The sequence below is a fragment of the Kitasatospora sp. RG8 genome (genome assembly GCF_017813315.1).
Lineage (GTDB): Bacteria > Actinomycetota > Actinomycetes > Streptomycetales > Streptomycetaceae > Kitasatospora.
Genome location: NZ_JAGIYX010000031.1, coordinates 26,667 through 50,808 on the forward strand (window position 1 = coordinate 26,667; position 24,142 = coordinate 50,808).

Sequence of the window (24,142 nt, forward strand, 5' to 3'; positions counted from 1 at the left end):
ACGCATGAACGCTGCACAGGAAGTCGGATCGGCCGACTTCCTGTGCAGCGGCATGCGGTGGAGGGCGGTGGCATGCCGCGGTGGCCAGTGGAGAACGGTGGCGCGCGGTGGCGCGCGGTGGCGCGCGGTGGCGTCCGGCCGGGCTCAGTGACCGGTGCGGAAGGTGACGACCGCGGTCACGCCGTCGGGCCGCAGCTCGTGCGGGCCGCCGGGACCGTCCAGCAGGGCGGCGTCGAAGCGGTCGAGGGTGGTGTCCGTGCCGAGCGCGGCGGTGCCGGCGAGGCAGAGCAGGAGGACGGTGGCGCCGGCCGGGACGTCCACGGTCCGGGGCGCGGTGGCGAGGTCGAGGCCGGCGGTGGTGCGGCCGCGCCGCGTCATGACGTTGAAGTCGACCACCGGGCCGCCGAGCAGCCGGCAGCCGGTGGACGCGTCACCGGAGAACGCGAACGGGCGGAACGGCTCGTCGACACGGTGCTCGGCCTCGTCGACGGTCAGCGCCATGCCGTCGCCCTCCACCAGGGTGATCACCCGGTCGATCCCGGCGAACACCGAGAACGGCCCCTCGGAGGCCACGTCCGCGAGGCTGACCCGCCAGTCGAAGGAGTCGAGCCCGGCCCCGGCCGGGAAGCCCGCGACCTCCCTGGTCACCCCGCCCCCGTTGAGCCACGCCGTCGCCGGGCGCTCGGCCGCCCGCAGTACCTGGATCCGCCCGCTGGTCGTCATCAGGGTCCTTTCGTGGATACCCCCGGCTTCAGCCGGGGGTGGGGGTACCTCCCGCTTGCGGGGGAGAGACGAAACTCCCGCGTAGCGGGACAGGGAGCGGCAGACCGCCGCCAAGGCGGCGTGCCGACACGTAAGGTGATGATTCGTCACATGGCTACAATCCGAGGCGATACGGTGTGAGCTGTGCCGACCAGCCACGTGAAGCGGGCATACAAGTTCCGCTTCTACCCGACCGCCGAGCAGGCCGAAATGCTTGCCCGGACGTTCGGATGCGTGCGGAAGGTGTACAACCTCGCTCTCGCCGCCCGTACCGAGGCGTGGGCGCTTCGCCAGGAGCGCATCACCTATAACCAGACGTCCGCAATGCTGACGGCCTGGAAGAGGACGGAGGATCTGGCGTTTCTCAACGAGGTGTCCAGCGTTCCGATGCAGCAGGCGTTGCGGCATCTGCAGGGGGCGTTCACCAACTTCTTCGCCAAGCGGACGAAGCACCCGCGTTTCAAGTCCAAGCACAAGTCCCGGGCGTCCGCGGAGTACACCAGCTCCGCGTTCCGTTATCGGGACGGTGAGCTGACCTTGGCGAAGATGGAGCAGCCGCTGGCCCTCGTGTGGTCGCGTCCGCTTCCCGATGGGGCGGTTCCGTCCACGGTGACCGTCAGCCGCGATGCCTCGGGACGCTGGTTTGTCTCCCTGCTGTGCGAGGACCCCGGCGTGGGGCCGCTGCCTGTGCTGGACACGGCGGTCGGCATCGACGCCGGGCTCGACTCGCTGGTGACGCTCTCCACCGGGGAGAGGATCATCAACCCGAGGCAGGAGCGCAAGGACCGGGAGCGCTTGGCCAGGGCGCAGCGGGGCCTTGCCCGCAAGGCCAAGGGCTCCAAGAATCGGGCCAAGGCCCGGGTCAGGGCCGCCAGGATCCACGCCAGGATCGCCGACCGTCGCAGGGACTTCCTGCACAAGCTCACCACTCGGCTCGTGCGCGAAAACCAAACGCTCGTGATCGAGGACCTGGCCGTCCGCAAGATGATCAAGAACCACACGCTCGCCCGGGCCATCTCGGATGCGAGCTGGACCGAGATGCGGTCCATGCTGGAGTACAAGTGCGACTGGTATGGCAGGGACCTGGTGGTCGTGGACCGCTTCTTCCCCTCCTCCAAGCTGTGCTCCGCCTGCGGCAGCCTCGCCGGGAGGATGCCGCTGAACGTTCGTACCTGGACGTGCGGATGCGGCACGACCCACGACCGGGATGTGAACGCCGCGAAGAACCTTCTGGCCGCCGGACTGGCGGTGTCGGCCTGTGGAGACGGTGTAAGACCTCAACGGAGCACTCCGGGCGGGCGGTCGTCGGTGAAGCAGGAAGTAGTCCCACCGCAGCGCCAACGCGCAGCGACTCAGCCGCGAGGCTGAGGGGAATCCCCTCCATCAGGAGGGGATGATGTCAAGGCGGCATCCTGCCACGGGGCCGGGGGAGCCGTCAGAGCAGGACGACCTCGACCCCGTGCCGGCGCAGGATCTCCAGCACGGTGGGGAACCGGGCGAGGCGGGCGCGGGCGACGTCGGAGTGGTGCCAGCGGAGCATGAACGGGGCGGTGGCGCCCCAGCGGCCCCCCAGGCAGTCGTCCAACGCGTCGAGGTTCCAGCCGAAGTACCCGCCGGGGCCGTTCACGGCCTCGCCGACGGCGCAGTAGAAGCTGTCCTCGTCGACGAGCTGCCGGCCGTCGAGCTCGTACACCGCGCCGGGCGGGGCGTCGGACAGCCCGCCGCGGCCGTGGTGCCGCATGGCCACGGAGAGCCAGGCGTGACGCCCGGCCGGGCCCAGTGAGCGCCAGAGGCCGGGACGGTCCAGCCGGCCGGTGCGTCGGAGCTCCCAGGGCCACTCGGAGTGCGGCAGCAGGTCGTCGCACCACAGGTCGAGCGTCAGGTCGACCAGCTCCGGGCCGAGGGCGGACGGACGGACCTCCCGGGCGGTGACCCAGTTGACGAAGTACGTGCCCAGCTCCGCGCCGGAGTGGTCCAGCAGGTCGAGGTGGGCGTTGCCGGCGTCGGCGCGCCTGCCGCCGAGGTGCCGCAGGGCGCGTTCCAGGCCGCCCTGCGGCGCGCAGCCGAGCAGCCGGACCCGGCGCCGGCCGCCGGGCAGCGGACGGAACAGGCCGGTGGCGTCCCGGGCGTACGCCCAGAGGTCCTCGTCTTCTTCGCCGGTCAGGCGGTACAGGGCTCGGTGCACCGCGCCAGCGTACGGGTGGGGCCTGACAACCGGCGCTGAGGGGACGTCAGTGGCGGGTGCGGACGGTGAGGGGGCGTCAGTGGCGGGTGCGGACGGTGAGGGGGAGGAGGGCCGCCAGCGTGGCGGTCAGGGCGACGGTGGTGAGGGCGAGCGGGAGGCCGACGGCGTCGGCGAGGAACCCGATCACCGGCGGGCCGATCAACATGCCGCCGTAGCCGAGGGTGGAGGCGAGGGCGACGCCCTGCGGGCCGCCGGCGGCGCCGGCCCGGGCGATGGCGAGCGGGAACAGGTTGGCCAGGCCGAGGCCGACCAGCACGAAGCCGGTGACGGCGAGCGGCACCGAGGGGGCGAGCGCGGCGAGCAGCATGCCGGCCGCGGCGGTGAGGCCGCCGAGGAGCATCAGCCGGGTCTGGCCGAACCGGATGGAGAGCCAGGTGCCGGCGATCCGGCCGCTGGTCATCGCGAAGGCGTACGCGGCGTACCCGGCGGCGGCCGCGCCGGCCGTGGCGTGGACGTCGTCGGTGAGGTGCAGGGTCGTCCAGTCGGCAACGGCGCCCTCGCCGTACGCGGTGCAGCAGGCGGTGAGGCCGAGCAGCAGGACGAGCAGCCGGGCCTGCGGCAGCCGGGCCGCTCCCGGGGACGAGGCGGCGGTGGCTCGTTCCGGCGCGCCCCCCGGGGACGAGGTGGTGGCGGCCCGCTCCGGCGCGACCACCGGTGCGGCGGGACCGCGGAGCAGGACGACGCCCGCGGCCACTGTCACGGCGAGCCCGAGCAGCCCGCCGAGGGCGAGCGCCCACGCGGTGGTGAGGGCGGTCGCGAGCAGCCCGCCGACGCCGGCGCCGAGCAGGCCGCCGAGGCTGTACCCGGCGTGGAAGCTCGGCATCACCGGGCGCCGCAGCTGCGCCACCAGGTCGACGGCGGCACTGTTCATGGCGACGTTGGCACCGCCGTAGCCCGCGCCGAAGAGCAGCAGGACACCGCCGAGCGCCGCCACCGAGTGGGCGTGCGCGGGCAGCGGGACGGCGAGGCTGAGCAGGGCGAGCGAGCCGACGGTGACCGGCCGCGAGCCGTACCGGAGGCAGAGCCGGCCGACCACCGGCATGGTGGCGACGGCGCCGGCCGAGACGCAGAGCAGGGCGAGCCCGAGTGCGCTGTGCGAGGCGCTGACCTGGCTGCGGATGTCCGGGATGCGGACGACCCAGGCGGCGAAGAGGAAGCCGTCGACGGCGAAGAAGGCGGTCAGCGCGAGGCGCGCGGCACTCCAGGAGGCGCCGGCCGGGCCCCGCTGGGGGCCGTCGGGACGGCGGAGGGTGTCGGAGACGGCGGATGTGCTGCGAGACTGGGAGGACGGCCGGTCGGTGCGGACATGGTCACGGATTTTGTTTCGGAGCGGCACAAAGTCACAATAGGGGCGTGCAGCTCACTCCTTCAAGTCCGAGGCCCTCCGGCTCGCCCCCCGGCACCGAGGCCGACCGCGACGCGCAGCGCGACGCCCACCGTCGTGCGGCCCCCGACCGCGGCCGGACGCTGCTCGGCCCCGCGCTCTCGCTCATCCACACCGGACAGACCCCGACCCGCTCGGCGCTCACCCGCGCGCTGGACGTCACCCGGGCCACCGCCGGCGCGGTCACCGCGGAGCTGGAGGCGCTCGGCCTCATCACCGTCGACTCCCGCCCGGCCGGCGGCGGCCGCGGCCGCCCCTCGCACCGGCTGGCCATCGACCCCGAGGGCCCGGTCGTCATCGCGGGACAGATCCACGCCGACGGGCTGAGCGTCACCCTCGCCGGACTCGGCGGACTGCTCGAACCGCCCGTCCACCGGCCACTGCCCGCCGCCACCGACCCGGTCCGGATGCTGCGCGCCGTCGCCGAGGCGGGCGCCGAACTCGCCCGCAACAGCAACCGCCGCTGCCTCGGCGCCGCACTCGCCCTGCCCAACCCGGTCACCGAACCGGACGGCACCGCGCTGGCCGCCCTGCACTTCGCCTGGCCCAGCGGCACGCCGGTCGCCGACCTGTACGACGTCGAGGTCGGCCGCGCCGACAACGGGCCGCGCGCGCTCGACCCGCTGCCCACCGCCATCGCCAACGACGCCAACCTGGGCGCCCTCGCCGAGTACCGGCACGGCGCCGGCCGCGGCGCCCGCCACCTGCTGCTGGTCACCTCCGGCCACCGCGGCGTCGGCGGCGCGCTGGTCATCGACGGCCGGCTGCACACCGGCAGCGCCGGACTCGCCCTGGAGGTCGGGCACCTCACCGTCGACCCGCAGGGCCGCCCCTGCCAGTGCGGCAACCGCGGCTGCCTCAACTCGGAGACCGACCCGGACGCCCTCTTCGCCGCGGCCGGACTCACCCCCGACCCGGACCGCCCCCTGCTCGACCAGGCCCGCGAGCTCTGCCGGGCCGCCGCCACCGACGAGCGCGCGCGGGCCGCGGTCGAGCACGTCATCGACCGGCTCGGCCTCGGCCTGGCCGGTGTCGCCAACATCCTCAACCCGGACCGGGTGGTGCTCAGCGGGCTCCACCTCGACCTGCTGGAGGCCGCGCCCGAGCGGCTGCGCGCGGTGGTCGCCGAGCGCTGCCTGTGGGGGCGCAGCGGGCGGGTGCCGATCGTCGGCGCGGAGCTGGCGCACGGCGCGCTGGCCGGCGCGGCGGAGCTGGCCTGGCGGCCGTACCTGGCGGACCCGCAGTCGGTGGTGGCGGTGGGCTGAGGCGGCGGTGCGTTGAGGCGGCGGTGCGTTGAGGCGGCGGGGATGGTGGGGGCAGGCCGGGTGTGGCCGGACGGCCCGGCGGGCGCGATAAGCGGAAGCTGGGGCACCGTAAACGGTCACTTATCGTGACTCTCGTACACTCGTAGTGAGCAAACCGGGGGGTTCGAGCGAGGAGAGTGACCGATGGGCACCCAGCTGAGTGCCGAGCGCGCGGGCGCCGGGCGGACCGACGACGTGGACCGCACCGACGCGGCCTACCGCAGCTGGCTCAAGGAGGCGGTCCGCAAGGTCCAGGCGGACGCCAACCGCTCCGCCGACACCCACCTGCTCCGCTTCCCGCTCCCCGCGGACTGGGGCATCGACCTCTACCTCAAGGACGAGTCCACCCACCCCACCGGCTCGCTGAAGCACCGGCTGGCCCGCTCGCTCTTCCTGTACGGGCTCTGCAACGGCTGGATCCGTCCCGGCAAGCCGGTGATCGAGGCGTCCAGCGGCTCCACGGCCGTCTCCGAGGCGTACTTCGCGCAGCTCGTCGGCGTCCCGTTCATCGCCGTGATGGCCAAGTCCACCAGCCAGGCCAAGATCGACCTGATCCAGTTCCACGGCGGCGAGTGCCACCTGGTCGACCGCTCGGACGAGGTGTACGAGGCCTCCGCCCGCCTCGCCGCGGAGACCGGCGGGCACTACATGGACCAGTTCACCTACGCCGAGCGGGCCACCGACTGGCGCGGCAACAACAACATCGCCGAGTCGGTCTTCGCCCAGCTGCGCCTGGAACCGCACCCCGAACCGGCCTGGATCGTCGCCACCGCCGGTACGGGCGGCACCTCGGCGACCATCGCCCGGTACGTCCACTACATGCAGTACGACACCCGGATCTGCGTCGCCGACCCGGAGAACTCCTGCTTCTTCGACGGCTGGGTCCGGCACGACCCGGAGGCGGTCTGCGACAGCGGCTCGCGGATCGAGGGGATCGGACGGCCCCGGATGGAGCCGAGCTTCGTGCCCGGGGCGATCGACCGGATGATGAAGGTCCCGGACGCCGCCTCGATCGCCGCCGTGCGGGTGCTGGAGGACGTGCTCGGCAAGAAGGCCGGCGCCTCCACCGGGACGGGCCTGTGGAGCGCCCTGAAGATCGTCGCGCAGATGCGGGAGACGGGGGAGCGCGGCAGCGTGGTCACCCTGATCTGCGACCCGGGCGACCGCTACCTCGACAAGTACTACTCGGACGACTGGCTGGCCGGCGAGCGGATCGACATCGCGCCGTACCGGGCCCGCCTGGAGTCCTTCCTGGCCGGCGGCGCCTGGTCGGGCTGACGCCGGGACCGCCCACGCTACTCGCGCTGCCCGGGCTGCTCGGGTTGCTCGGGCACCAGGGGGAGGACTGCCGTGCCGCCCGCGAGGTCGATGCCGGTCCGCTTCGGTCCGCCGTCGTGTTCGTCGTCCCGCAGCACCAGCTCGATCCGGCGCTGTTCCAGCTGGTCACGCTTGCCCGGGTAGAGCAGCGCGTGCAGTTCCTCGGTGGCGGTGGCCCCCGCGCGGCCCCCGCCGGCCCGCGGGCCCATGTGTGAGCCCGGGCGCACGCCACCCGCCTGCGGGTGCGCGAGCAGCCGGCGGGCGACCGCGCCGAGGAAGAACACGACGACCAGGGCGGCGGGCAGCAGCAGCCCGCCGGCCGCGCCGGTGAGAAGCACGTCCATGTCAGCCCAACGCCCTTCCGGCGGGGGTGAGTTCCCGACGCAGCCCCGCCCCGCCGGTCGGGGCTGGTCGGGGCCGGGGTACAGGTCGGGTCAGGGCAGCCGGGCGGCCGGGAGGTCGGCGGGGACGAGCAGCTGGAGCTCCTCGGTGGACGGGTCCTCCAGGTGGGCGACGCGCATCGCGTGCCGCTCGACCATCGTCTCGAAGACCTGCCGGGCCGTGCGCCCGTTGCCGAAGTTGGGGCCGCGCTCCAGGGTGGCGAAGTGGTCGAGCAGTGCGCCCTCGGTGGCCTCGGCCAGCGCGTACTCGTGTTCGGCGCACTGGGCGCGGGCGATCTCCAGCAACTCGTCCGCGCTGTAGTCGGAGAAGGTGATGGTCCGTGAGAAGCGGGACGAGACACCGGGGTTGGCGGAGAGGAAGCGTTCCATCTCGGCGGTGTAGCCGGCCACGATGACGACCACTTCGTCCCGGTGGTCCTCCATCAGCTTGACCAGGGTGTCGATCGCCTCCCGGCCGAAGTCGCGGGCGCCGTCCTCGGGTGCCAGTGCGTACGCCTCGTCGATGAAGAGCACCCCGCCGCGGGCCCGGTCGAAGGCGGCGGCGGTGCGGATCGCGGTGGAGCCGATGTGTTCGCCGACCAGGTCCACGCGGGCCACCTCGACCAGGTGGCCGCGCTGCAACACCCCGAGCGAGGCCAGGATTTCGCCGTAGAGCCGGGCCACCGTGGTCTTGCCGGTGCCGGGGGCGCCGGTGAAGACCAGGTGCCGCCGGAGCGAGGGGGCCTTGAGCCCGGCCTGGCGGCGGCGCCGGCCGACCGAGATCAGGTCGATCAGCGTCCGGACCTCCTGCTTGACGGTGGCCAGGCCCACCAGCGCGTCGAGTTCGGCCAGTGCCTCGTCGGCGGGCCGGCAGTCGGGGATCGGCCCGATCGCCGCCGAGGCCTGCCCGGGGGCCGGGGCCGGGGCCGGGGCGGCCAGGGGGGCGGCCAACGGCGGTGCGGCAGGGGCGAGTTGGGCCGCCCTCGGGGCGGGAAGTTCGGGCGCGGGTGCGGCCGGGCCGACATCGTCCGAGGTGCAGGCCTCCACCACGGGACCGGGCTCGGAGAACTCGAAGCCGGCCCGCTCGTTCTGCTCGGCCCGGCAGCGGGTCAACACGGTGCGGCAGCCGTCGATGATGTGGAAGCCGAAGCCCTTGCCGTGCGAGACCCGGCAGTCCTCGAAGGTGCCGCGGCCCTGCGCCGAGACGTACACGCCGGCGTCCGAGCTGGCCCGGACGGTGCAGTCGCGCACCACCGGGTCGGCGCCCTTGGTGACGATCACGCCGGTGGCCACGTCGGAGATCTCGCAGTCGGTGAGCAGCCCGCCGCTGCCGTGGTCGCGGAACCAGAGCCCGGTGCCGGCCTCCTGGACGCGGCAGCGGGAGAGCGTCACCCCGGCGCCGCCGCTGACGGACACGGCGGAGCTGCGGATCCGGCTGAACGAGCAGCCCTCGGCGGTGGCGGCGGAGTCGCGGTCCAGGACGAAGAGCGCGTCCGGCAGGTCGTGCAGCGAGCAGTCGGTGAGGGTGAGCCGGGCGCCGTCGCTGACCCAGAGCGCCGGGTACTCGCCGGACGAGCCGTGGATCTCGCAGGACTCGGCGGTGGCCTCCGTGCCCTGGTCCCAGACCGAGAGCGCGCCGCGCCCGAAGTCCCGCACGGTGCTGTTGACCAGGCCGAGCCGGGCCCGGCCGCGCAGGTCGGCGCCGTTCTCCGGCAGGTCGTGCACCCGGCAGCCGGTCAGCACCAGCTCGGCCTCGCCGTCCAGGGTCAGGCCGTTGCCGGTGACCCGGTGGATGTCGCAGTCGACCAGCCGCCCGCCGGCCTGGGCCTCGGCCTGCACGCCGCTGCCGCGGATCTCGTAGATCTCGCAGCCGGTCAGCTCGGCGGCGCTGCCCGGGTCGGTGAGCAGCACGCCGGCGCCGGTCGCGTGGTGGATGCGGCAGCGCTGGAGCGCGGCGGTGGCGCCGCCGAGCACGGCGATCCCGGCCTGCCCGGCGGCGGCGACCTCGCAGTCGTCGAAGGCGGCGGCGGTTCCCCCGCCGCGCAGCCGCAGGCCGAGACCGGCCGGGTTGGTGACCACGCAGCCGCGCAGGGTGGGCCGGGCGCCGTCGGTGACCTCCACACCGCTGGCCGAGCGGGTCTCCACCCGGCAGCCGCTGAGCGCCGGCGTCGCCTCCGGGCCGGTGACCAGCACGGCCGGGAGGGAACTGTCACTGCCCTCGATCACCAGGTCGCGGACGGTGGCGGCGGCCGTGACGGTCAGCGGGACACCGCTCGGCGGATCGATCCGGACGGTGCCGGGGCCCTGCGCCGGGACGACGGTGACCGCCTTGTCCAGCACCAGGTTCTCCCGGAAGGTGCCCGGCCGGACGGTCACCGTGTCGCCCGGTTCGGCGGCCGCGAGGGCCTCCGCGAGCGTGTCGTACTCGCCGGCGCGGCGCCGCCAGCGGGATGCGCTGTCCTGGGTGACCCGGACCCTGTGCTCAGCCATGACGGTCTGTCGTCCCCACCTTCGTCGAGCCGGCGATCAACGGGCCGTACGCGCGGGGGCGCGCGGGCCGTCCGCCCACCGTAGCGCGCCCGCGCGCGTGGTCCGCCCGCGCGGCGCGGAGAGGTGCCGGGGGCCGTTTCGTCTTCACCACATGCTTCAACGAGCGCGCACAGTTCGGGTTCCGGACGTCACGCCGGCGGGCGGGGGCGGGCGGCGTGAGCCCGTGGCTCAGACCGGTTCGCCGGCCGGCCAGTGCGCGCCGTCCTCCAGCACCTCGACCTCGTCGCCGATCCGCAGCGTGCCGAGTACGTCGCCCTCGGTGCCGGCCGGGCGCTCCGGGATCAGGTTCTGCCCGAACGCGGCCTTCTTCAGCAGCTTGTGGTGCCGCGCCAGGCTGCGCAGCGGCTCGGGGCCGTGCCGCTCGCCGCTCTCCTGGTCGGTCGTGGTGATCACGCACCGGCCGCAGGGCTTGACCACCTTGAAGGTGAGCGCGCCGATCCGGATCCGGCGCCAGCCGTCCTCGGCCCACGGCACGGCGCCGTCGACCACCACGTTCGGCCGGAACCGCTCCATCGGCAGCACCTCGTGGTCCTCGGGGTGGTCCTTGGCGATCAGCGCGTTGAGCTCGTCGAGCGAAGCCGTGCTGGTGAGCAGCAGCGGGAACCCGTCGGCCATCGAGACGGTGTCGCCGGGCGAGGAGAAGTCCGGGTCGGCCGGGCGGGAGCGCGGGTCGTCCAGGTGCACCAGGCGGTAGTCGCCGAGGTGCTCGGCGATCCAGAGGTGGGCCTCCTTGGCGGCCTCGGCGGCGCTGAAGCGGTCGCCCCAGACCTCGACCTCGGCGAGCGGGTCGCCCGCCGCGACGGCCGGCGCCGGGACCTCGATCCGGGAGCCGTCGGGGGCGGTGAGGGTGAGCGTGCCGTCGTCGGCGAGCGCGGTGCGGATCTGGCCGAGGGCGGTGTTCTCGCGCTGGCTGACGAAGCGTCCGGTGGGGTCGGCCAGCATCCAGCGGCGGTCGCCGAGCAGGCCCCAGGGTTCGACCCGGGCGCTCTCGGGGCTCAGGCGGTACATCGACTTGACGGGGTAGACGTGAAGTCCGGTGAGCTGCATTCCCCCATCCTGCCAGGAGCCGTCACGCCGTCGGCATCCGGTTCCCGGGACGCTGCCGGGCCCCGTACGCGCACGGACCGCCCGGACGCCAGGTGAGGTGGCGGTCCGGACGGTCCGTGGATGACCCGTTTCTCCGTACGCCCGGAGCGCGGTGGCTCCGGGTGGTGCTCAGGTGGTGCGGGTTCGGGCCGGGTGGGGCCGGCCCGGGGTGGCGGGCTCGACCTAGTAGCCCTGGCCCTGCGGCTGGTAGCCCTGCTGGAACTGGCCGGGCTCGGCGTACTGGCCCGGGCGCTGCGGCTGCATCGGGCGGACCGGCGCGACCGGGGAGGCCGGGCGCAGCTGGGCGCCGCCGAAGGACTGGTCGCCGCCCTGGCCCTGGAAGCCGGGGCCGGCCGGACCGGACCCGCCGAAGGGCTGCTGGCCGCCGAACGACTGCTGGCCGCCGAAGCTCTGCGGCCCGCCGGGCTGCTGGCCGGCGGACTGCTGCGGGCCGCCGAAGGAGCCCGGGCCGCCCAGCGGCTGCGCGCCGAAGGACTGCGGGCCGCCCTGGCCGGCACCCACGAAGGTGTTCTGTCCGCCGAAGCTCTGGCCGCCGGACGGCTGGTAGGCGCCGCCGCCGGTGGCCTGCGAGAACCCGGGGGCGGGGGCCTGCGGGCGCTGGCCGGACAGGTACGCCTGGGGGCCGCCGTAACCGGGGACGGGCGGCTGGGGCGCGGAGGCGTACGCCGGCGCGGGCTGCGCCGGGATGTACGTCGTGGCGGGGCCGGCGGAGGGGCCGCTGCTCGGGCCGGGGCCCAGGGCGAGGCGGGCGGGGGGCAGCGCGGGGAGGTTGCTGCCGGGGGTGTCGTACCCACTGCCGTACCGGTTCTCATAGGACGGGCCGAGGCCGGATCCGTAACCGGAGGACAGTGCCGGCGGCAGGGCGGCCGGCACGTTGATGGGCGCGATCTGCGGGACACCGCGTTCTGCGACGAGGGAGTCGTAGATGGGCGTGCCGGAGGAGAAGGACGGAGAGGGGTAGCCGACTCCGTCGTAGGAGCGGGGCGAGGTCATGGGGCATACGGTAAGCCCACAATGCGCCTGCTGAGGAGAGTGGGAGGCCGAGCAGTTCGAGTGTTTACACAGTCTTCGCTCGCACAAAGGTTTCGAAAGTAGTAAGAACGGACATTCCGGCGTCGAGTTCAGGCCAGCTTCGGGCCGGGGTGCGGCCTCGAACGGGGCTCGGACGGGGCCCGCGAAGGCCGTTGCGGTGTCGGGGCGGTGGACGGTTCGGGGACCGACGAAGAAACTTTTGCGGGCAGGGCGTGCGCTGGCGCATTCGAGCCCCCGTCGGCGGACCGGCGAGGGCTCGTGAATGTTTCGGGAATAAAGTCCCCGTGAGAGTCTTCGGGGCCGCGAAGCCCGAGGTCAGCGGGCCTTCGGGTCAGCGGACCGGCGCCGGCCGGGGGGAGGCCTGGGCGGGGAAGCCCGGGCGGCCCGCCACCTCGGAGGTGCAGAACGAGCAGCGCACCGCCGCGGCCGGGATAGTGCTCAGGCACTCCGGGCAGTCGGCCTTGGCCACCGGTGCCGGCTTGGCGCCCTCCAGCTTCGCCTGGAGCCTGCCGACCGGCACCACCACGATGAAGTAGATCACCGCGGCCACCAGCACGAAGCTGATCAGCGCGTTCACGAACACGCCGTACGGGAAGCTGGTGCCCGCGACCGCGAAGGTCTTCTGGGTGAAGTCGCCGACGGCGCCGGTCGCGACGCCGATCAGCGGGGTGAGGAAGGCCGTGACGAACCCGGTGACGACGGCGGTGAAGGCCGCGCCGATGACGATGCCGACCGCGAGGTCGACGACGTTTCCGCGCAGCAGGAAGCTGCGGAATCCCTTGAGCACCGGGTGACTCCAAATCCGTACGGGGGAGGGTGGGACGGGACCGCGGGCCCCGGCCGGACATCCTGCCGACCGGGGGTGCCCGCGGTCCAACCGCGTTCACCCGAACCGCGTAACGCGGCGGCGCGCGGGTCAGGCTGCGCGCAGGCGTTCCGCGTACGGCTGGATCCGGGCCACCGCCGCGGCGATCCGGCGGACGACGGGTGCGTCCATGTGCGACCATAGCGGCACGGTGAGGACCGAGTCGGCCAGCCGGTCGGTCAGTGGCAGCGTCTCGGCCTGCCCGAGGTGGGCGTAGGCGCGCTGGCGCTGCACCGGCGGGTGGAAGTAACGGTGCGAGTCGATGCCCTCCGCCCGTAGTGCGTCGGCGAGTTGGCGCGCGGTGAGCCCGAACGCGCCGGCGTCCAGGATGAGGGTGAGGTCCTTGAAGGTGGAGACGTCGCCCTCCTCCGGCAGGGCGAGCCGCAGTCCGGGCAGGCCGGCCGTCCCCGCGGCGAACTCGGCCACGAGTGTGCCCCGGTGGACCACCCTTTCGGGCAGCCCGGCCAGCCAGTTGAGGCCGACGGCGGCGTGCAGCTCGCTCATCCGGGCGTTCAGGCCGGGGAAGAGCGTGTCGTAGTCGCCCGGGTTCCCGTAGTCGCGGGCGGTGCGCAGCCGGCGGGCGAGGTCGGCGTCCCGGGTGGCGACCAGGCCGCCCTCGCCGGGCCGTTGGTGCCGCGGGTGCCGTACGTGCCGTGCGTGCCGTTCGCGCTGCGGCCGTCGGTGCCGCCGCCGGTGGCGCCGCGCCGTGCCCAGCTGGGCGCCGTCCGCTCCGCCGGTCGTTCGGCCGGCCGGCCGGACCCCCGCTCCGCCGCCCGTTGGCCTCCGTGCTCCGGCGCGGGCGCCCCCGGACGCGGCAGGGCGGTCTGCGCCGAGCGGCCGCCGAGCGCCGTCGTACCGCCGCCACCCGCCGCGCTGCGCCGCCGCCGCCCGGTCGGGCCGTACGTGCCGAGCAGAACCACACCGGCCACCGGCACCCCGGTCCGGGAGAGCAACTCCGAGACCCGGTCGGCCTGTTCCGGCGTCGCATTGCCGCTCCGCACGGTCACCAGCACCGCGTCCGCATGCTGCACCAGGTCGTACGCGTCGTTGGCGTGCAGCAGCGGCGAGGTGTCGACCAGGATGACGTCCGCGTACCGGCGTGCCCGGCGCAGTGCCTCGGCGGCCCGCAGCACCAGCGCGGCCGGATAGGCGGTGGTGTTGCCGCCGGTGATCAGCGAGACCCCCTCGACATTGGTCGGCCGGATCAACTCGTCCAGCTCGCCCAGCTGTTCGCCACTGAGCAGCTCGGCCATGCCGGGGCCGCCCCCCACACCGAGGTGGGCGTGCAGCTGCGGGTGGCGGAAGTCGCAGTCCAGGACGAGGACCTCGCGACCGGTCTCGGCGAGCGCGGCGGCCAGGTTGGCGACCGTGGTGCTCCGCCCGTCGCCGCTGCTGCCGGAGGCGACCAGCACCACCGGCGCGGGCCGGGTGAGCCGGCGCGCGACGGCCCCGGCGGGCTCCCGCTCACCCTGCCCGTGGACCGGCAGCGCCAGCGCGTCCGGGCCGGTGAGCAGCAGGGTCGAGCGCAGCGACCGGTAGGCCTCGGCGGCCGGGTCGGACGGTCGGGCGCGCACCAGCGGATCGCGCAACCGCCGCAGACGGCACGAGAGTTGGGGCCCCTCGCCGATCACCGGCAGGTTGAACGCCTCCTCGACCGCGTTGCGGGTGCGCAGCCGGGTGTCCATCCGGCTGAGCATCAGCGCCGCGACCACACCGAGGGCGAGCCCGAGGGCCACCGCCAGGCCCAGCCGGACGCTGCGGGTGGGGGAGGAGAGCAGGTTGGTGGTGCCCTGGCGGGCGTCGATGCTGCCCCACTGCTGGATGGCGTCGGTCTGGGCGCCGTTCTGCAGCTTGCTGATCGCGGTGAGCGTCGCGGTCAGCGAGGTGGACGCGGCGGTCAGCTTGGGCTGGAGCTTGGGCTGGTCCCCGGCCGACGAGCGGTTGAACTGCTGCTGGATGTCGTCCAGCGCCTGCTGCTGCGCGTCGGCCTGGGCCTGGAGCTTCTTGACGGTCTCGGCGGCGCTCTTCGCGGACTCGTCGCTGAAGCCCTTGATGATCGCGGCCGAGTACGCGGCCGCCAGGTCGGAACAGGACTGCTGGGTCGGCCCGGTGGTCGCTATCGACAGCATCTGCGCGCTGTCGGCCGTGACCGTGCGGCGGGCGATCACCGCGGCGGCGTCGGTGCCGGGCTGCTCGGCCGCCGCCGTCGCGACGTCCGAGCCCTGCGCGTACGAGAGCACCTGGTCGGCCCGCACGGTGTCACCGGCCCCCGCGACCGGCGTGATGGCGACCTTGCACTTCCATTTGGCGTTGTCCACCGTGCCACCGGCCGGGGTCAGGAGCCAGCCGACGACGAGTGCGGCGAGCGTGCAGCCGACGAGAAGCCGCCAGTACCGCCGCAGGACGGTGAAGTGGTTTGCCGGTTCCGCCGGTTGGATCCCCTCGCGTTCGTCGTGCGGCGGTGCTGTGGAACTCCCGCCCGGGGGCGGCCCGTTCGGGAGCGAGGCGGTCCGGGTGCTGCCAACTGTGCAGGGAGTCCGGCACGGTGGAATCCCGCGGCTGATGTCGCAACCCGCCCCCTGACGATGCGCCCCCCGTGGCGGAGCGGGGCGCACCTGCCCCCGGCCCGCCGCCCCCGCCGGTCCCCTGCTGCGATGCTTGCCGAGCCGCGACGTGCGGCGCAACCGCTTTGGCGATACTGGGGCCCGGCGAACCGGGGCGGACGGGACCGCGGTGGCCGGATCCCGTCAGACCTGGCGCAGCCGCAACGAGCGCTCGTAGAACCCGACCATCTGGGCCGACACGTGGTGCAGTGTGAACGCGGTCAGGAACCGCGCCCGGGCCGCCTTCGCCCGCACCCGGGCCGACGCCCGGTCCTCCAGCGTGTCGGTGAGCGCCGCCGCCAGTTCGGCCGGCCGCTCCGGTGCCACCAGCCGGGCGTAGTCCTCCGAACCGACCGTCTCGCGCAGCGCGGGCACGTCCGCACAGACCAGCGGCACGCCGACGCCCATCGCCTCCATGGCCGCGCTGCCCAGCCCCTCCCACCGGGAGGGCACGGCGAACGCGTCGGAGGCGGCCATCAGGTCGAAGACGTCGTCGCGCGGCCCGAGGAAGCGCACGCTGCCGGCCGTCTCGGCGAGCGCCGTCAGCCGCGCCGTCTCGGTGCCCTCGCTGCCGGCCAGCAGCAGCACCGCGTCCGGCTCGGCCCGCAGCACCGCGGGCCAGGCCTCCAACAGCACGTCCAGGCCCTTCTGGTACTGCTGGCGCGCCGCCGCGAGCACCACCGGGACGTCCTGCGGCAGGTCCAGCGCGGACCGCACGGCGGCTCGCCGCTCCGGGGTGACGGTGCCCAGCAGCTCCGGGTCGCGCCCGCGCGGGACGACGTCGATCCGCTCCCGCGACACCCGCAGCCGCTGCGCCATCGCCCCGGCCACGTACCGGGTCAGCGCGTGGAAGCGCCGGGTGCCCTGGGCGGTCGCGGCGTCGACCGCCTGCGCCGCCCGCACCTTCCACGGGCTGAGCCCGCGCGCACCGAGGTGCTCCGGGCCGTACGCCGAGTTCACCAGGCTGGAGACCACCGGAGTACGGGCCGACAGCGCGGCGGCCCGGCCGAGCACGTCCGACTCGTAGAGCGTGGTGTGGACGAGGTCCGGCCGGCGCTCCCGGACCAGCCGGTGCAACGCGGCGGCCGTCCGCCCCCGGGTGGGCCGGCCCACCCCGAACACGTCGGCGCCGGCCGCGGTCAGCTCCGGCTGGAAACCGCCGGGCGAGTCCTTGAGGTACGCCACGTCCAGCTTCACGCCGGCCCGCACCAGTTGGGGGGCCATCGCCACCAGACCCTGCTCGGCCCCGCCGACCCTGCTCACGCTGTCGATCACATAGAGCACATGCACAGGCCAACCCCCGCCCTCGTGGGCGCGCCCGGTCTCCCATGCCGGCCGGCGCCCTGATTGCGGATCAGCATCGCAGGTGGCGACCGCGGCCCGCCAGGGAATCGGCCAGGACGGTCCCCGGCCCCGGGGGCGGCGGGGGGCGGCCGAGGGCGTGCGGCAGGGCGCACAGCCGGCGCGGTCAGCGTGCGACGGCATCGAACGGCGCCCACCGGGAGTACCCACGCGGGCGCGCAGGCCACCACCGGGTTGCGCGAAGGGGCTGTACCGCGCCGGGCCCTGTGCCAAGGTCGATCCCATGCCCGACGCGACGCCGGCGAAGACGGCCGGAACCCGCCCCCGCATCCTCCACCTGATCACCGACCCGCGCCGACGCGGCGCCCAGAACCTCGCCCGGGACCTCCACAGGGAACTGCGCCGCCGCGGCCAGGCCTCCGCACTGCGCGCCCTCGCCCCGCACCCCGACGCCCACCCGGACGCACCCGACACCCGGGCCACCACCGTGCTCGGCCCCGGCCGGCTGCACCCCGCCACCCTGCGCGCCCTGCGCGCCGCCGCCCGCACCGCCGACCTCGTCGTCGCGCACGGCTCCGCCACCCTCCCGGCCTGCGCCCTCGCCCTGGCCGGCACCCGCACCCCGTTCGTCTACGTCTCCATCGGCGACCCCCGGCACTGGACGGCGAGCCCGCTGCGCCGCCTGCGCACCGGCGTCCTGCTGCACCGGGCCGCCGCCGTCACCGCGCTCGCCGACGAGGCCCGCGCCGTCCTCCAGGACCGGTTCCGGCTGCCCGCGGGGAAGGTCCGCACCATCCCCAACGCCCGCGCCGCCGACCGCTACCCGCCCGCCGACGGCCCCGCCGACCGACGGGCCGCCCGGCACGCCCTCGGCCTGCCCGCCGACGGCCTGCTGGTCGCCTGGATCGGCGCGATCGCCCCAGAGAAGCGGCTCGACCTCGCCCTCGACGCCCTCGACCGGCTTCCCGACGTCCGGCTCGCGGTGGCCGGCGACGGCCCGCTGCGCACCGCCCTCGAACAGCACCCGGCCGCCGCCCGGGCCCACTTCCTGGGGATCCTCGCCGACCCGGCACCGCTCTACCGCGCCGCCGACGCACTGCTGCTCACCAGCGACAGCGAGGGAGTGCCCGGCGTCCTGATCGAGGCCGCACTGGCCGGCCTGCCCGCCGTCGCCACCGACGTCGGCTGGGTCCGCTCGGTGGTCCAGGACGGCCGCACCGGCGCACTGACCGCCCCCGGCGACCCGCTCGCGCTCGCCGAGGCCCTGGCCAAGGTGCTGGCCGGCGACCGCGCCGCGCTCGGCGCCGCCGCCCGCGAGCACGCGCTGGCGCACTCCGAGCTCGGCGTGGTCGCCGACCGGTGGCAGGCGCTGTTCACGGCGGTCACCGGCCGGGAACGGGCGTGACGGTGCCGACCGCGGTGCCGACCGTGCATCAAGACCCGCACCCGCCGTAGGCAACCGGCCGGAGCGGGCGGATACTTCCTCCGCGGCGCGCTCGTACGACGGAGCCATCAGGGACTCGGCCCGGACGCGCCGGCACGGGGAAAGGTCACCGGACATGGTGGTACTCGCGGGCCTCGCGGCCCTGGCAATCCTCTGGCTCGCCACCGGAGTGCGGGTGGTCCAGCAGTACGAGCGGGGAGTGGTGTTCCGGCTGGGCCGGGTGAGCGGACGGGTCCGCCAGCCCGGCCCGACCCTGCTGGTGCCGGTCGTCGACCGGATGCGCAAGGTGAACGTCCAGGTGATCACCATGCCGGTGCCCGCGCAGGAGGGCATCACCCGGGACAACGTGTCCGTCCGGGTCGACGCGGTGGTCTACTTCCGGGTGGTCGACCCGGTGCTGGCCACCGTCGACGTCCAGAACTACGCCTTCGCCATGTCACAGGTCGCGCAGACCTCGCTGCGCTCGATCATCGGCAAGAGCGAGCTGGACGACCTGCTCTCCGGCCGGGAGAACCTGCACCGCGGCCTGGAGCTGATGCTGGAGAGCCCGGCCGTCGGCTGGGGCGTCCACATCGACCGGGTCGAGATCAAGGACGTCGCGCTGCCCGACTCGATGAAGCGCTCGATGGCCCGCCAGGCCGAGGCCGACCGCGAGCGCAGGGCCCGCATCATCACGGCCGACGGCGAGTTCCAGGCGGCCGAGAAGCTCTCCCAGGCGGCGGAGATGATGGACAGGACGCCGTCCGCGCTGCAGCTGCGCCTGCTCCAGACCGTGGTCGAGGTGGCGGCGGAGAAGAACTCCACCCTCGTCCTGCCGTTCCCGGTCGAGCTGCTGCGCTTCTTCGAAGGCGCCACTCCCAAGCCCGGTGCGGCCCCGCAGCAGGAGGCGGCGCCCGCCGCCGAGGCGCCCGCGCCCGCGGCAGCCGCGGGGGCCGCAGTGTCCGCGGCGACCGCAGCGCCCGCGCTCGCGAAGGCGGAGCCCGCGCCCGCCGTGGTACCCCCGCGCCCGGAGCACGCCCCGCGCCCGGAGTGAGGAGCCTGCGCCCGGAGTGAGGAGCCTGCGCGTCCGTCCGGCCCGGGACCGGGCCACCACCGGGCCCGGTCCCGTCATCGGCCGCGGTCCCGTCACCGGGCCTGGTCCCGTCGCCGGCCGCCGTCCCGGGGTCGGGCCTGGTCCTGTCGCCGGCCGCCGTCCCGGGGTCGGGCCTGGTCCTGTCGCCGGCCGCGGCCCCGGGGGCGGCGACAGGACGGTGACGGACCGGTGACGGACCAGGCGGTCCCGGGCCGGGCTGCGCCGAACGGGCGAATCCCGGCCCGGCCTCCCCGGGCCGACTCGTCGATGACGATCCGTCACCGTCAGACTGCCCGGTGTGAAGACGCTGCTGAGGTCCACCGTCCTGCTCGCCGTCGCCGCCGGGATCGCCGCATCCCCCGTCCAGGCCGGCGCAGCCACGAGCCAACCCGCCACCGAGGGTTCCCGGTTCACCCGGATCGACCAGTCCCAGGCGGCGCGCGCGAGCGCCCGCACCGAGGCCGTCGAGTTCTTCTGGTACGACTGCGGCCACTCCCAGCAGCTGGAGAAGCCGCTCCAGGCCTGGACCGAGAAGCACCGCGAGGACGTCGACCTGCGCCGGGTGCCCGCGATCTGGCCGCGCAGCCGCGAGGAGGCCGCGCAGCGCGGCCACGCACGCCTCTACTACACGCTGGAGCGCCTCGACCTGGTCGAGCGCCTGCAGACCGGCGCCTTCCGTGCGATCCACTCCGACAAGCAGGACCTCACCACCGAGGACACCGCCACCGACTGGGCGCTGCGCCAGGGCGTCGACCCGCAGCAGTTCCGGGACGCCTACCGCTCCGCCGACGTGCAGCAGGCCGTCGACGAGGCCGCCGCGATGTTCGTCCGGTACGGGATCAACGAGCTGCCGACCGTCGTCGTCCAGGGCGAGCAGCGCACCTCGCCCACCCAGGCCGGCGGCGTCGAGGCGATGCCCGACGTCCTCGACCGGCTGGTCCAGCAGGACCAGCAGCGCAACCCCCGCCACGAGCAGCACTGACCCCGACCCGATCACCTTCACCGAACCGAGCTCCGGCGACCACCCTCTGTGCCGGAGTGGACGCCGGGTCGCACCGCCGAGGCCGGTAACTGCCGTGGTGGCGGGCCCACTTCTCGATACCGGCGGTACCGGAGAGGGCGGGGGTCCGTGGGGGGACAACGCGCGCAGGTCGTCGACGAGCGCGACAGCCGGACAACGGCCGCTCCGAGGCGGCCCGCCGCCGACGGGCCGCCACCGGAGCTGGTCTTCAAGCGTCGGCTGAGCCCCGCGCAGGTGGCCCGGGAGCTCTGGGGCGCACGAGAGTTGGTGCGCGCGCTGGCCGAGCGCGCCCTGCGCGCCCGGTACAAGCAGGCGGTGCTCGGCTTCGCCTGGGCGGTGCTGACCCCGCTCGCGCTCTGTTCCGTCTTCACGCTGGTCTTCCACCGCGCGGTGAAGATCGACACCGGTACGGCCGCCTACCCGCTCTTCGCCTACGTCGGCCTGATCGTCTGGCAGTTCTTCAGCAACACCATGAACCAGGGCGCGCTGAGCCTGGCCAACAACCTCAGCCTGCTCAACAAGGTGTACTGCCCGCGCGAGGTCTTCGCGCTGGCCACCATGCTGGTCGCCGGCGTGGACATGGTGATCGGCATCGGCGTCCTCGGACTGCTCTTCCTGATCTTCTGGACCGCCCCCGCCGCGGATCCGGGCCGGCATCCACCCGGATCTGACGGGCCGGGAGAACATCTACCTGTTCGGCGCGTTGCTCGGCCTGCGACGGCGCGAGGTGGCGACCCGCTTCGACGACATCGTGGAGTTCGCCCGGCTCGGCGGTGCCATCGACCGGCAGGTCAAGTTCTACTCCTCCGGCATGCAGATGCGCCTGGGCTTCGCCGTCGCGGCCTACCTGGAGCCCCACGTCCTGCTGGTGGACGAGGTGCTGGCGGTCGGCGACGCCGTCTTCCAGCAGCGCTGCCTGGACCGGAGGCGCGAGGTCGCCGAGCAGGGCACCACGATCGTCTTCGTCTCCCACGACCTGCCGGCCGTCGAGTCCATCTGCCGCCGCGGCATCTGGCTGGAGCAGGGCTCGGTGCGGGTGGACGCGGGCATCAAGGAGGCGATGGCGGGCTACCGGGACTCCATCGAGGCGCAGTCCGAGGCCGGCGGCCGTACCGGCGAGCCGCTGCAACTGGTCAAGCACGCCGTCCGGGGCGAGGACCGCGAAAGCCTCACCACCGACGAGCCGATGACGATCGAGCTGACCCTCGCCGGCGACTACCGCGGTGACGCGACCCTGCACCTGGGTGTCAGTGAGGGCACCTCCAGCCCGATCTTCCAGATCAGCCTCGAGGTCCGGCTCACCGGCGACGACCACCAGATCGCCTGCGTGATACCCCGGTTGCCGCTGCCGCGCGGCCGGTACACGCTCTGGGCCGGCGTCTACAGCATCGGGCGGACCGACGGCGGGACGCTGATGAGCTGGCACTCGGTCGGCCAGTTCGACGTGTTCGGCCCGATGCTGGACACGCCGCCGCGGGCGGTCGTGCTGGCCGCGCCGGTCTTCGTCCCGCACCACTGGGAGGAGTGACCCTTGAGACCCGTCCGGGTGCTGGTCCATCTCAACAACCTTGCCCTGGGCGGCGCCCAGCTCAACGCGGTCGACATCGCCCGCACCCTGCGCGACCGCGGCCACGCCCCGGTGCTGTTCGCCCTGGGAGTGGACGGCCCCGCCCCGCTGGTCGACCTCGCCGCCGGGCACGGGCTGGAGGTGGTGGTCGCGGGCGGTCCGGACACCCCGCACGCCGAGATCCGCCGCCGCCTCGGCGTCCTCGCCGCGAAGCACGGCAGCCAGCTGCTGCACGCCTGGGAGGTCCGTGCCGCCCGCAACTCCTACTTCGGGCCGGGGCGTTACGGCCGGCTGCCGGTGGTCACCACCTTCTACGGCATCCGGATGCTGCGCGGCCTGCCCCGGCACCAGCCGCTGGTGCTCGGCCTCGGCGCGCTGATGGGGGACGGCCGGGCCTTCGGGCACCGGGACGTCAGCCTGATCGAACCGCCGGTCAACACCGCCGGCGACGCGCCCGGCCAGGTCGACGGAACCGCGTTCCGCCGTGAACACGGAATCGGCGAGGACGAGTTGCTGCTCGCCATCGTCACCCGGCTGGTCCCCGCGCTGGAGAAGGACGCCGGTGTGGAGCTGACCGTCGACGCCGTCCGGCGGTTGGACGACCCGAAGGTCCGGCTGGTGATCGTCGGTGCCGGGCCCAGCCTGGAGCGGATTCGCGCCCGGGCGGCTGCCGTCAATGCCGAGCTGGGCCGTCAAGCCGTGCTGGTACCGGGCCAGTTGGCCGATCCGCGGCCCGCATACCAGGCCGCCGACGTCGTTCTCGGCATGGGGGGCTCGGCCCTGCGGGGCCTGGCCTTCGGCAAACCGGTGGTGGTCCACGGGGCGGCCGGGTACACGGCCGTGCACGAGCCGGGTCCGCTGGTCGAGCCGCACGCCTCGCGCTGCATGTACGGCTTCGGCGACGGCTCGCGTGCGCCGGAGGCGTTGGCCGGCCAGCTCCGCGGACTGCTGCACGACCCCGGTCACCGGGCCCGGCTGGGCTCCTGGGGGCGGGAGTGGGTCGTCGGCCGGTTCTCACTGGAGACCGTCACCTCCGCCTTCGAGGAGCTGTACGGCCGGGTGCTGGCCCGCCCGGCCCGGGTGACGGGCTGGCTGAAGGACCTCGAACAGATGACCCGGTACGAGTTCACCAAGCCGGCCGCGCTGCGGCTGCTGGGCCGGTGATCGCCGGAGGGCATTGCATCTAACCAGTACGTGGGAGTTTAATGGTTAGCATGAGCGAGCTGACGATCCCGCACATCCGGCACCGCCACGTCGACGTGGACGGCCTGCGCGTCTTCTACCGGGAGACCGGTCCGAGCGACGCGCCGGTCCTCCTGCTGCTGCACGGATTCCCCTCCGCCTCCCACCAGTTCCGCCGGCTCCTCGACGCGCTCGGCACCCGCTACCGCCTGATCGCCCCCGACTACCCGGGCTTCGGCCACAGCGACAGCCCCGCGCCCGGTGAATTCACCTACCGCTTCGACACCCTCGCCGACGTCGTCGAGGGCTTCTGCCTGGCCCTCGGGCTGGACCGGTTCGCCCTCTACGTCTTCGACTTCGGCGCCCCCGTCGGCCTGCGGCTGGCCACCCGCCACCCGGAGTGGATCACCGGCCTGGTGGTCCAGAACGGCAACGCCTACGAGGAGGGACTCTCCGACCTGGCGCGGGAGTTCATCGCCAACCAGCACGGTGTCGACGGCGCCGCCGAACGGGCGCGCTCCATCCTCACCCTGGAGGTCACCCGTAGCCAGTACGAGGGCGGCACCGGCGACCCGGAACTCGTCGCACCCGACGGCTGGACCCTCGACCAGCACTTCCTCGACCAGCCCGGCCGCAAGGACATCCAGGTCGAGCTCGCCCTCGACTACCACTCCAACGTGGCGCTCTACCCCGTCTGGCAGGAGTGGCTGCGCGCGAACCGGCCGCCCACGCTGATCCTCTGGGGCGCGGGCGACCCGTTCTTCACCGAGCCCGGCGCCCGGGCCTACCTGCGCGACCTGCCCGACGCCGAGCTGCACGTGTTCGACACCGGGCACTTCGCGCTGGAGGAGAAGCTGCCGGAGATCGCCCCGCTGATCGACGACTTCCTCGCCCGCACGCAGAAGTAGGCCCGCGCCCCGGCCGCCGGTCAGGGGTGGGGTGGGGATGGGGTGCGGCGGGCTTGCCGAGGCCGGGTGTGCGGGAGCGGGTGTGCGGGGCCGGGCC

General features: G+C 74.3%; 21 protein-coding genes. 9 read left to right on the forward strand and 12 right to left on the reverse strand.

What is annotated here, in order from left to right; genetic code table 11:
- Positions 1-144: 144 nt before the first annotated feature.
- Complete coding sequence (locus J5Y04_RS33460; protein ID WP_209416170.1) at positions 145-723, reverse strand: HutD family protein; 579 nt, start codon at positions 721-723, stop codon at positions 145-147.
- Between the two features lie 183 nt (positions 724-906).
- On the opposite strand from J5Y04_RS33460, the gene J5Y04_RS33465 reads away from it, so the two are divergent.
- On the forward strand, positions 907-2,130 hold the full coding sequence (locus J5Y04_RS33465) for an RNA-guided endonuclease TnpB family protein (protein WP_209416171.1): 1,224 nt from the start codon (positions 907-909) through the stop codon (positions 2,128-2,130).
- A 67-nt stretch (positions 2,131-2,197) separates the two neighbouring features.
- On the opposite strand, the gene J5Y04_RS33470 is transcribed toward J5Y04_RS33465, so the two are convergent.
- Positions 2,198-2,947 carry a barstar family protein gene (locus tag J5Y04_RS33470; RefSeq protein ID WP_209416172.1) on the reverse strand — a complete coding sequence of 250 codons (750 nt, stop codon included), beginning with the start codon at positions 2,945-2,947 and terminating at the stop codon, positions 2,198-2,200.
- A 76-nt stretch (positions 2,948-3,023) separates the two neighbouring features.
- The gene (locus J5Y04_RS33475) at positions 3,024-4,343 is read right to left on the reverse strand and encodes an MFS transporter (RefSeq protein WP_307853427.1); all 1,320 of its coding nucleotides are present in this window, start codon (positions 4,341-4,343) and stop codon (positions 3,024-3,026) included.
- A gap of 131 nt (positions 4,344-4,474) precedes the next feature.
- Here J5Y04_RS33475 and J5Y04_RS33480 point away from each other — a divergent pair, with 131 nt between their 5' ends.
- Together J5Y04_RS33480 and J5Y04_RS33485 are read left to right on the forward strand one after the other, a co-directional pair.
- Positions 4,475-5,656 (forward strand): ROK family protein, encoded by a 1,182-nt coding sequence (locus J5Y04_RS33480; protein WP_245205966.1) that lies wholly within the window; start codon positions 4,475-4,477, stop codon positions 5,654-5,656.
- 183 nt (positions 5,657-5,839) lie between these two features.
- Entirely contained in the window at positions 5,840-6,973 is a 1,134-nt protein-coding gene (locus J5Y04_RS33485; RefSeq protein ID WP_209416174.1) for a PLP-dependent cysteine synthase family protein, read from the forward strand.
- Between the two features lie 17 nt (positions 6,974-6,990).
- On the opposite strand, the gene J5Y04_RS33490 is transcribed toward J5Y04_RS33485, so the two are convergent.
- The 8 genes from J5Y04_RS33490 to J5Y04_RS33525 all read right to left on the reverse strand — a co-directional run bounded on the left by J5Y04_RS33490 (position 6,991) and on the right by J5Y04_RS33525 (position 16,812).
- Positions 6,991-7,356, reverse strand: a complete 366-nt coding sequence (locus J5Y04_RS33490; protein WP_209416175.1) for a DUF6191 domain-containing protein — start codon at positions 7,354-7,356, stop codon at positions 6,991-6,993.
- A gap of 90 nt (positions 7,357-7,446) precedes the next feature.
- Positions 7,447-9,882 carry a right-handed parallel beta-helix repeat-containing protein gene (locus J5Y04_RS33495; protein ID WP_209416176.1) on the reverse strand — a complete coding sequence of 812 codons (2,436 nt, stop codon included), beginning with the start codon at positions 9,880-9,882 and terminating at the stop codon, positions 7,447-7,449.
- 228 nt (positions 9,883-10,110) lie between these two features.
- Positions 10,111-10,989 carry an MOSC domain-containing protein gene (locus J5Y04_RS33500; RefSeq protein ID WP_209416177.1) on the reverse strand — a complete coding sequence of 293 codons (879 nt, stop codon included), beginning with the start codon at positions 10,987-10,989 and terminating at the stop codon, positions 10,111-10,113.
- A gap of 222 nt (positions 10,990-11,211) precedes the next feature.
- Positions 11,212-12,042 carry a DUF6643 family protein gene (locus J5Y04_RS44060; RefSeq protein ID WP_374106166.1) on the reverse strand — a complete coding sequence of 277 codons (831 nt, stop codon included), beginning with the start codon at positions 12,040-12,042 and terminating at the stop codon, positions 11,212-11,214.
- A gap of 370 nt (positions 12,043-12,412) precedes the next feature.
- Complete coding sequence (mscL, locus tag J5Y04_RS33510) at positions 12,413-12,868, reverse strand: large conductance mechanosensitive channel protein MscL (RefSeq protein ID WP_209416178.1); 456 nt, start codon at positions 12,866-12,868, stop codon at positions 12,413-12,415.
- A gap of 129 nt (positions 12,869-12,997) precedes the next feature.
- The gene (locus tag J5Y04_RS33515) at positions 12,998-13,555 is read right to left on the reverse strand and encodes a DegT/DnrJ/EryC1/StrS family aminotransferase (protein ID WP_307853437.1); all 558 of its coding nucleotides are present in this window, start codon (positions 13,553-13,555) and stop codon (positions 12,998-13,000) included.
- Positions 13,459-15,264, reverse strand: a complete 1,806-nt coding sequence (locus J5Y04_RS43755; RefSeq protein ID WP_209416181.1) for a polysaccharide biosynthesis tyrosine autokinase — start codon at positions 15,262-15,264, stop codon at positions 13,459-13,461. Before J5Y04_RS43755 ends, J5Y04_RS33515 begins: the two co-directional genes overlap by 97 nt.
- Before the next feature lie 429 nt (positions 15,265-15,693).
- On the reverse strand, positions 15,694-16,812 hold the full coding sequence (locus J5Y04_RS33525; protein ID WP_307853428.1) for a glycosyltransferase family 4 protein: 1,119 nt from the start codon (positions 16,810-16,812) through the stop codon (positions 15,694-15,696).
- A gap of 322 nt (positions 16,813-17,134) precedes the next feature.
- Between J5Y04_RS33525 and J5Y04_RS33530 the strand changes: the two genes are divergently transcribed.
- The 3 genes from J5Y04_RS33530 (at position 17,135) to J5Y04_RS33540 (ending at position 20,349) form a co-directional block, all read left to right on the forward strand.
- Positions 17,135-18,256, forward strand: coding sequence for a glycosyltransferase family 4 protein (locus J5Y04_RS33530; protein ID WP_209416183.1), 1,122 nt, complete (start codon positions 17,135-17,137; stop codon positions 18,254-18,256).
- Positions 18,257-18,410: 154 nt separating this feature from the next.
- Complete coding sequence (locus tag J5Y04_RS33535; protein WP_209416185.1) at positions 18,411-19,328, forward strand: slipin family protein; 918 nt, start codon at positions 18,411-18,413, stop codon at positions 19,326-19,328.
- Between the two features lie 337 nt (positions 19,329-19,665).
- Positions 19,666-20,349 carry a thiol:disulfide interchange protein DsbA/DsbL gene (locus tag J5Y04_RS33540; protein ID WP_209416187.1) on the forward strand — a complete coding sequence of 228 codons (684 nt, stop codon included), beginning with the start codon at positions 19,666-19,668 and terminating at the stop codon, positions 20,347-20,349.
- 470 nt (positions 20,350-20,819) lie between these two features.
- Here the strand turns inward: J5Y04_RS33540 and J5Y04_RS42385 are convergent, their stop codons facing one another.
- On the reverse strand, positions 20,820-20,981 hold the full coding sequence (locus J5Y04_RS42385; RefSeq protein ID WP_245205951.1) for a hypothetical protein: 162 nt from the start codon (positions 20,979-20,981) through the stop codon (positions 20,820-20,822).
- A 110-nt stretch (positions 20,982-21,091) separates the two neighbouring features.
- Between J5Y04_RS42385 and J5Y04_RS33550 the strand changes: the two genes are divergently transcribed.
- The 3 genes from J5Y04_RS33550 to J5Y04_RS33560 are packed head-to-tail and all read left to right on the forward strand — an operon-like array spanning position 21,092 to position 24,045.
- Positions 21,092-21,916, forward strand: coding sequence for a hypothetical protein (locus J5Y04_RS33550; protein ID WP_209416189.1), 825 nt, complete (start codon positions 21,092-21,094; stop codon positions 21,914-21,916).
- A 3-nt stretch (positions 21,917-21,919) separates the two neighbouring features.
- The gene (locus J5Y04_RS33555) at positions 21,920-23,119 is read left to right on the forward strand and encodes a glycosyltransferase family 4 protein (protein ID WP_209416190.1); all 1,200 of its coding nucleotides are present in this window, start codon (positions 21,920-21,922) and stop codon (positions 23,117-23,119) included.
- A gap of 50 nt (positions 23,120-23,169) precedes the next feature.
- The gene (locus J5Y04_RS33560; protein ID WP_245205952.1) at positions 23,170-24,045 is read left to right on the forward strand and encodes an alpha/beta fold hydrolase; all 876 of its coding nucleotides are present in this window, start codon (positions 23,170-23,172) and stop codon (positions 24,043-24,045) included.
- The last annotated feature ends 97 nt before the right edge of the window (positions 24,046-24,142 follow it).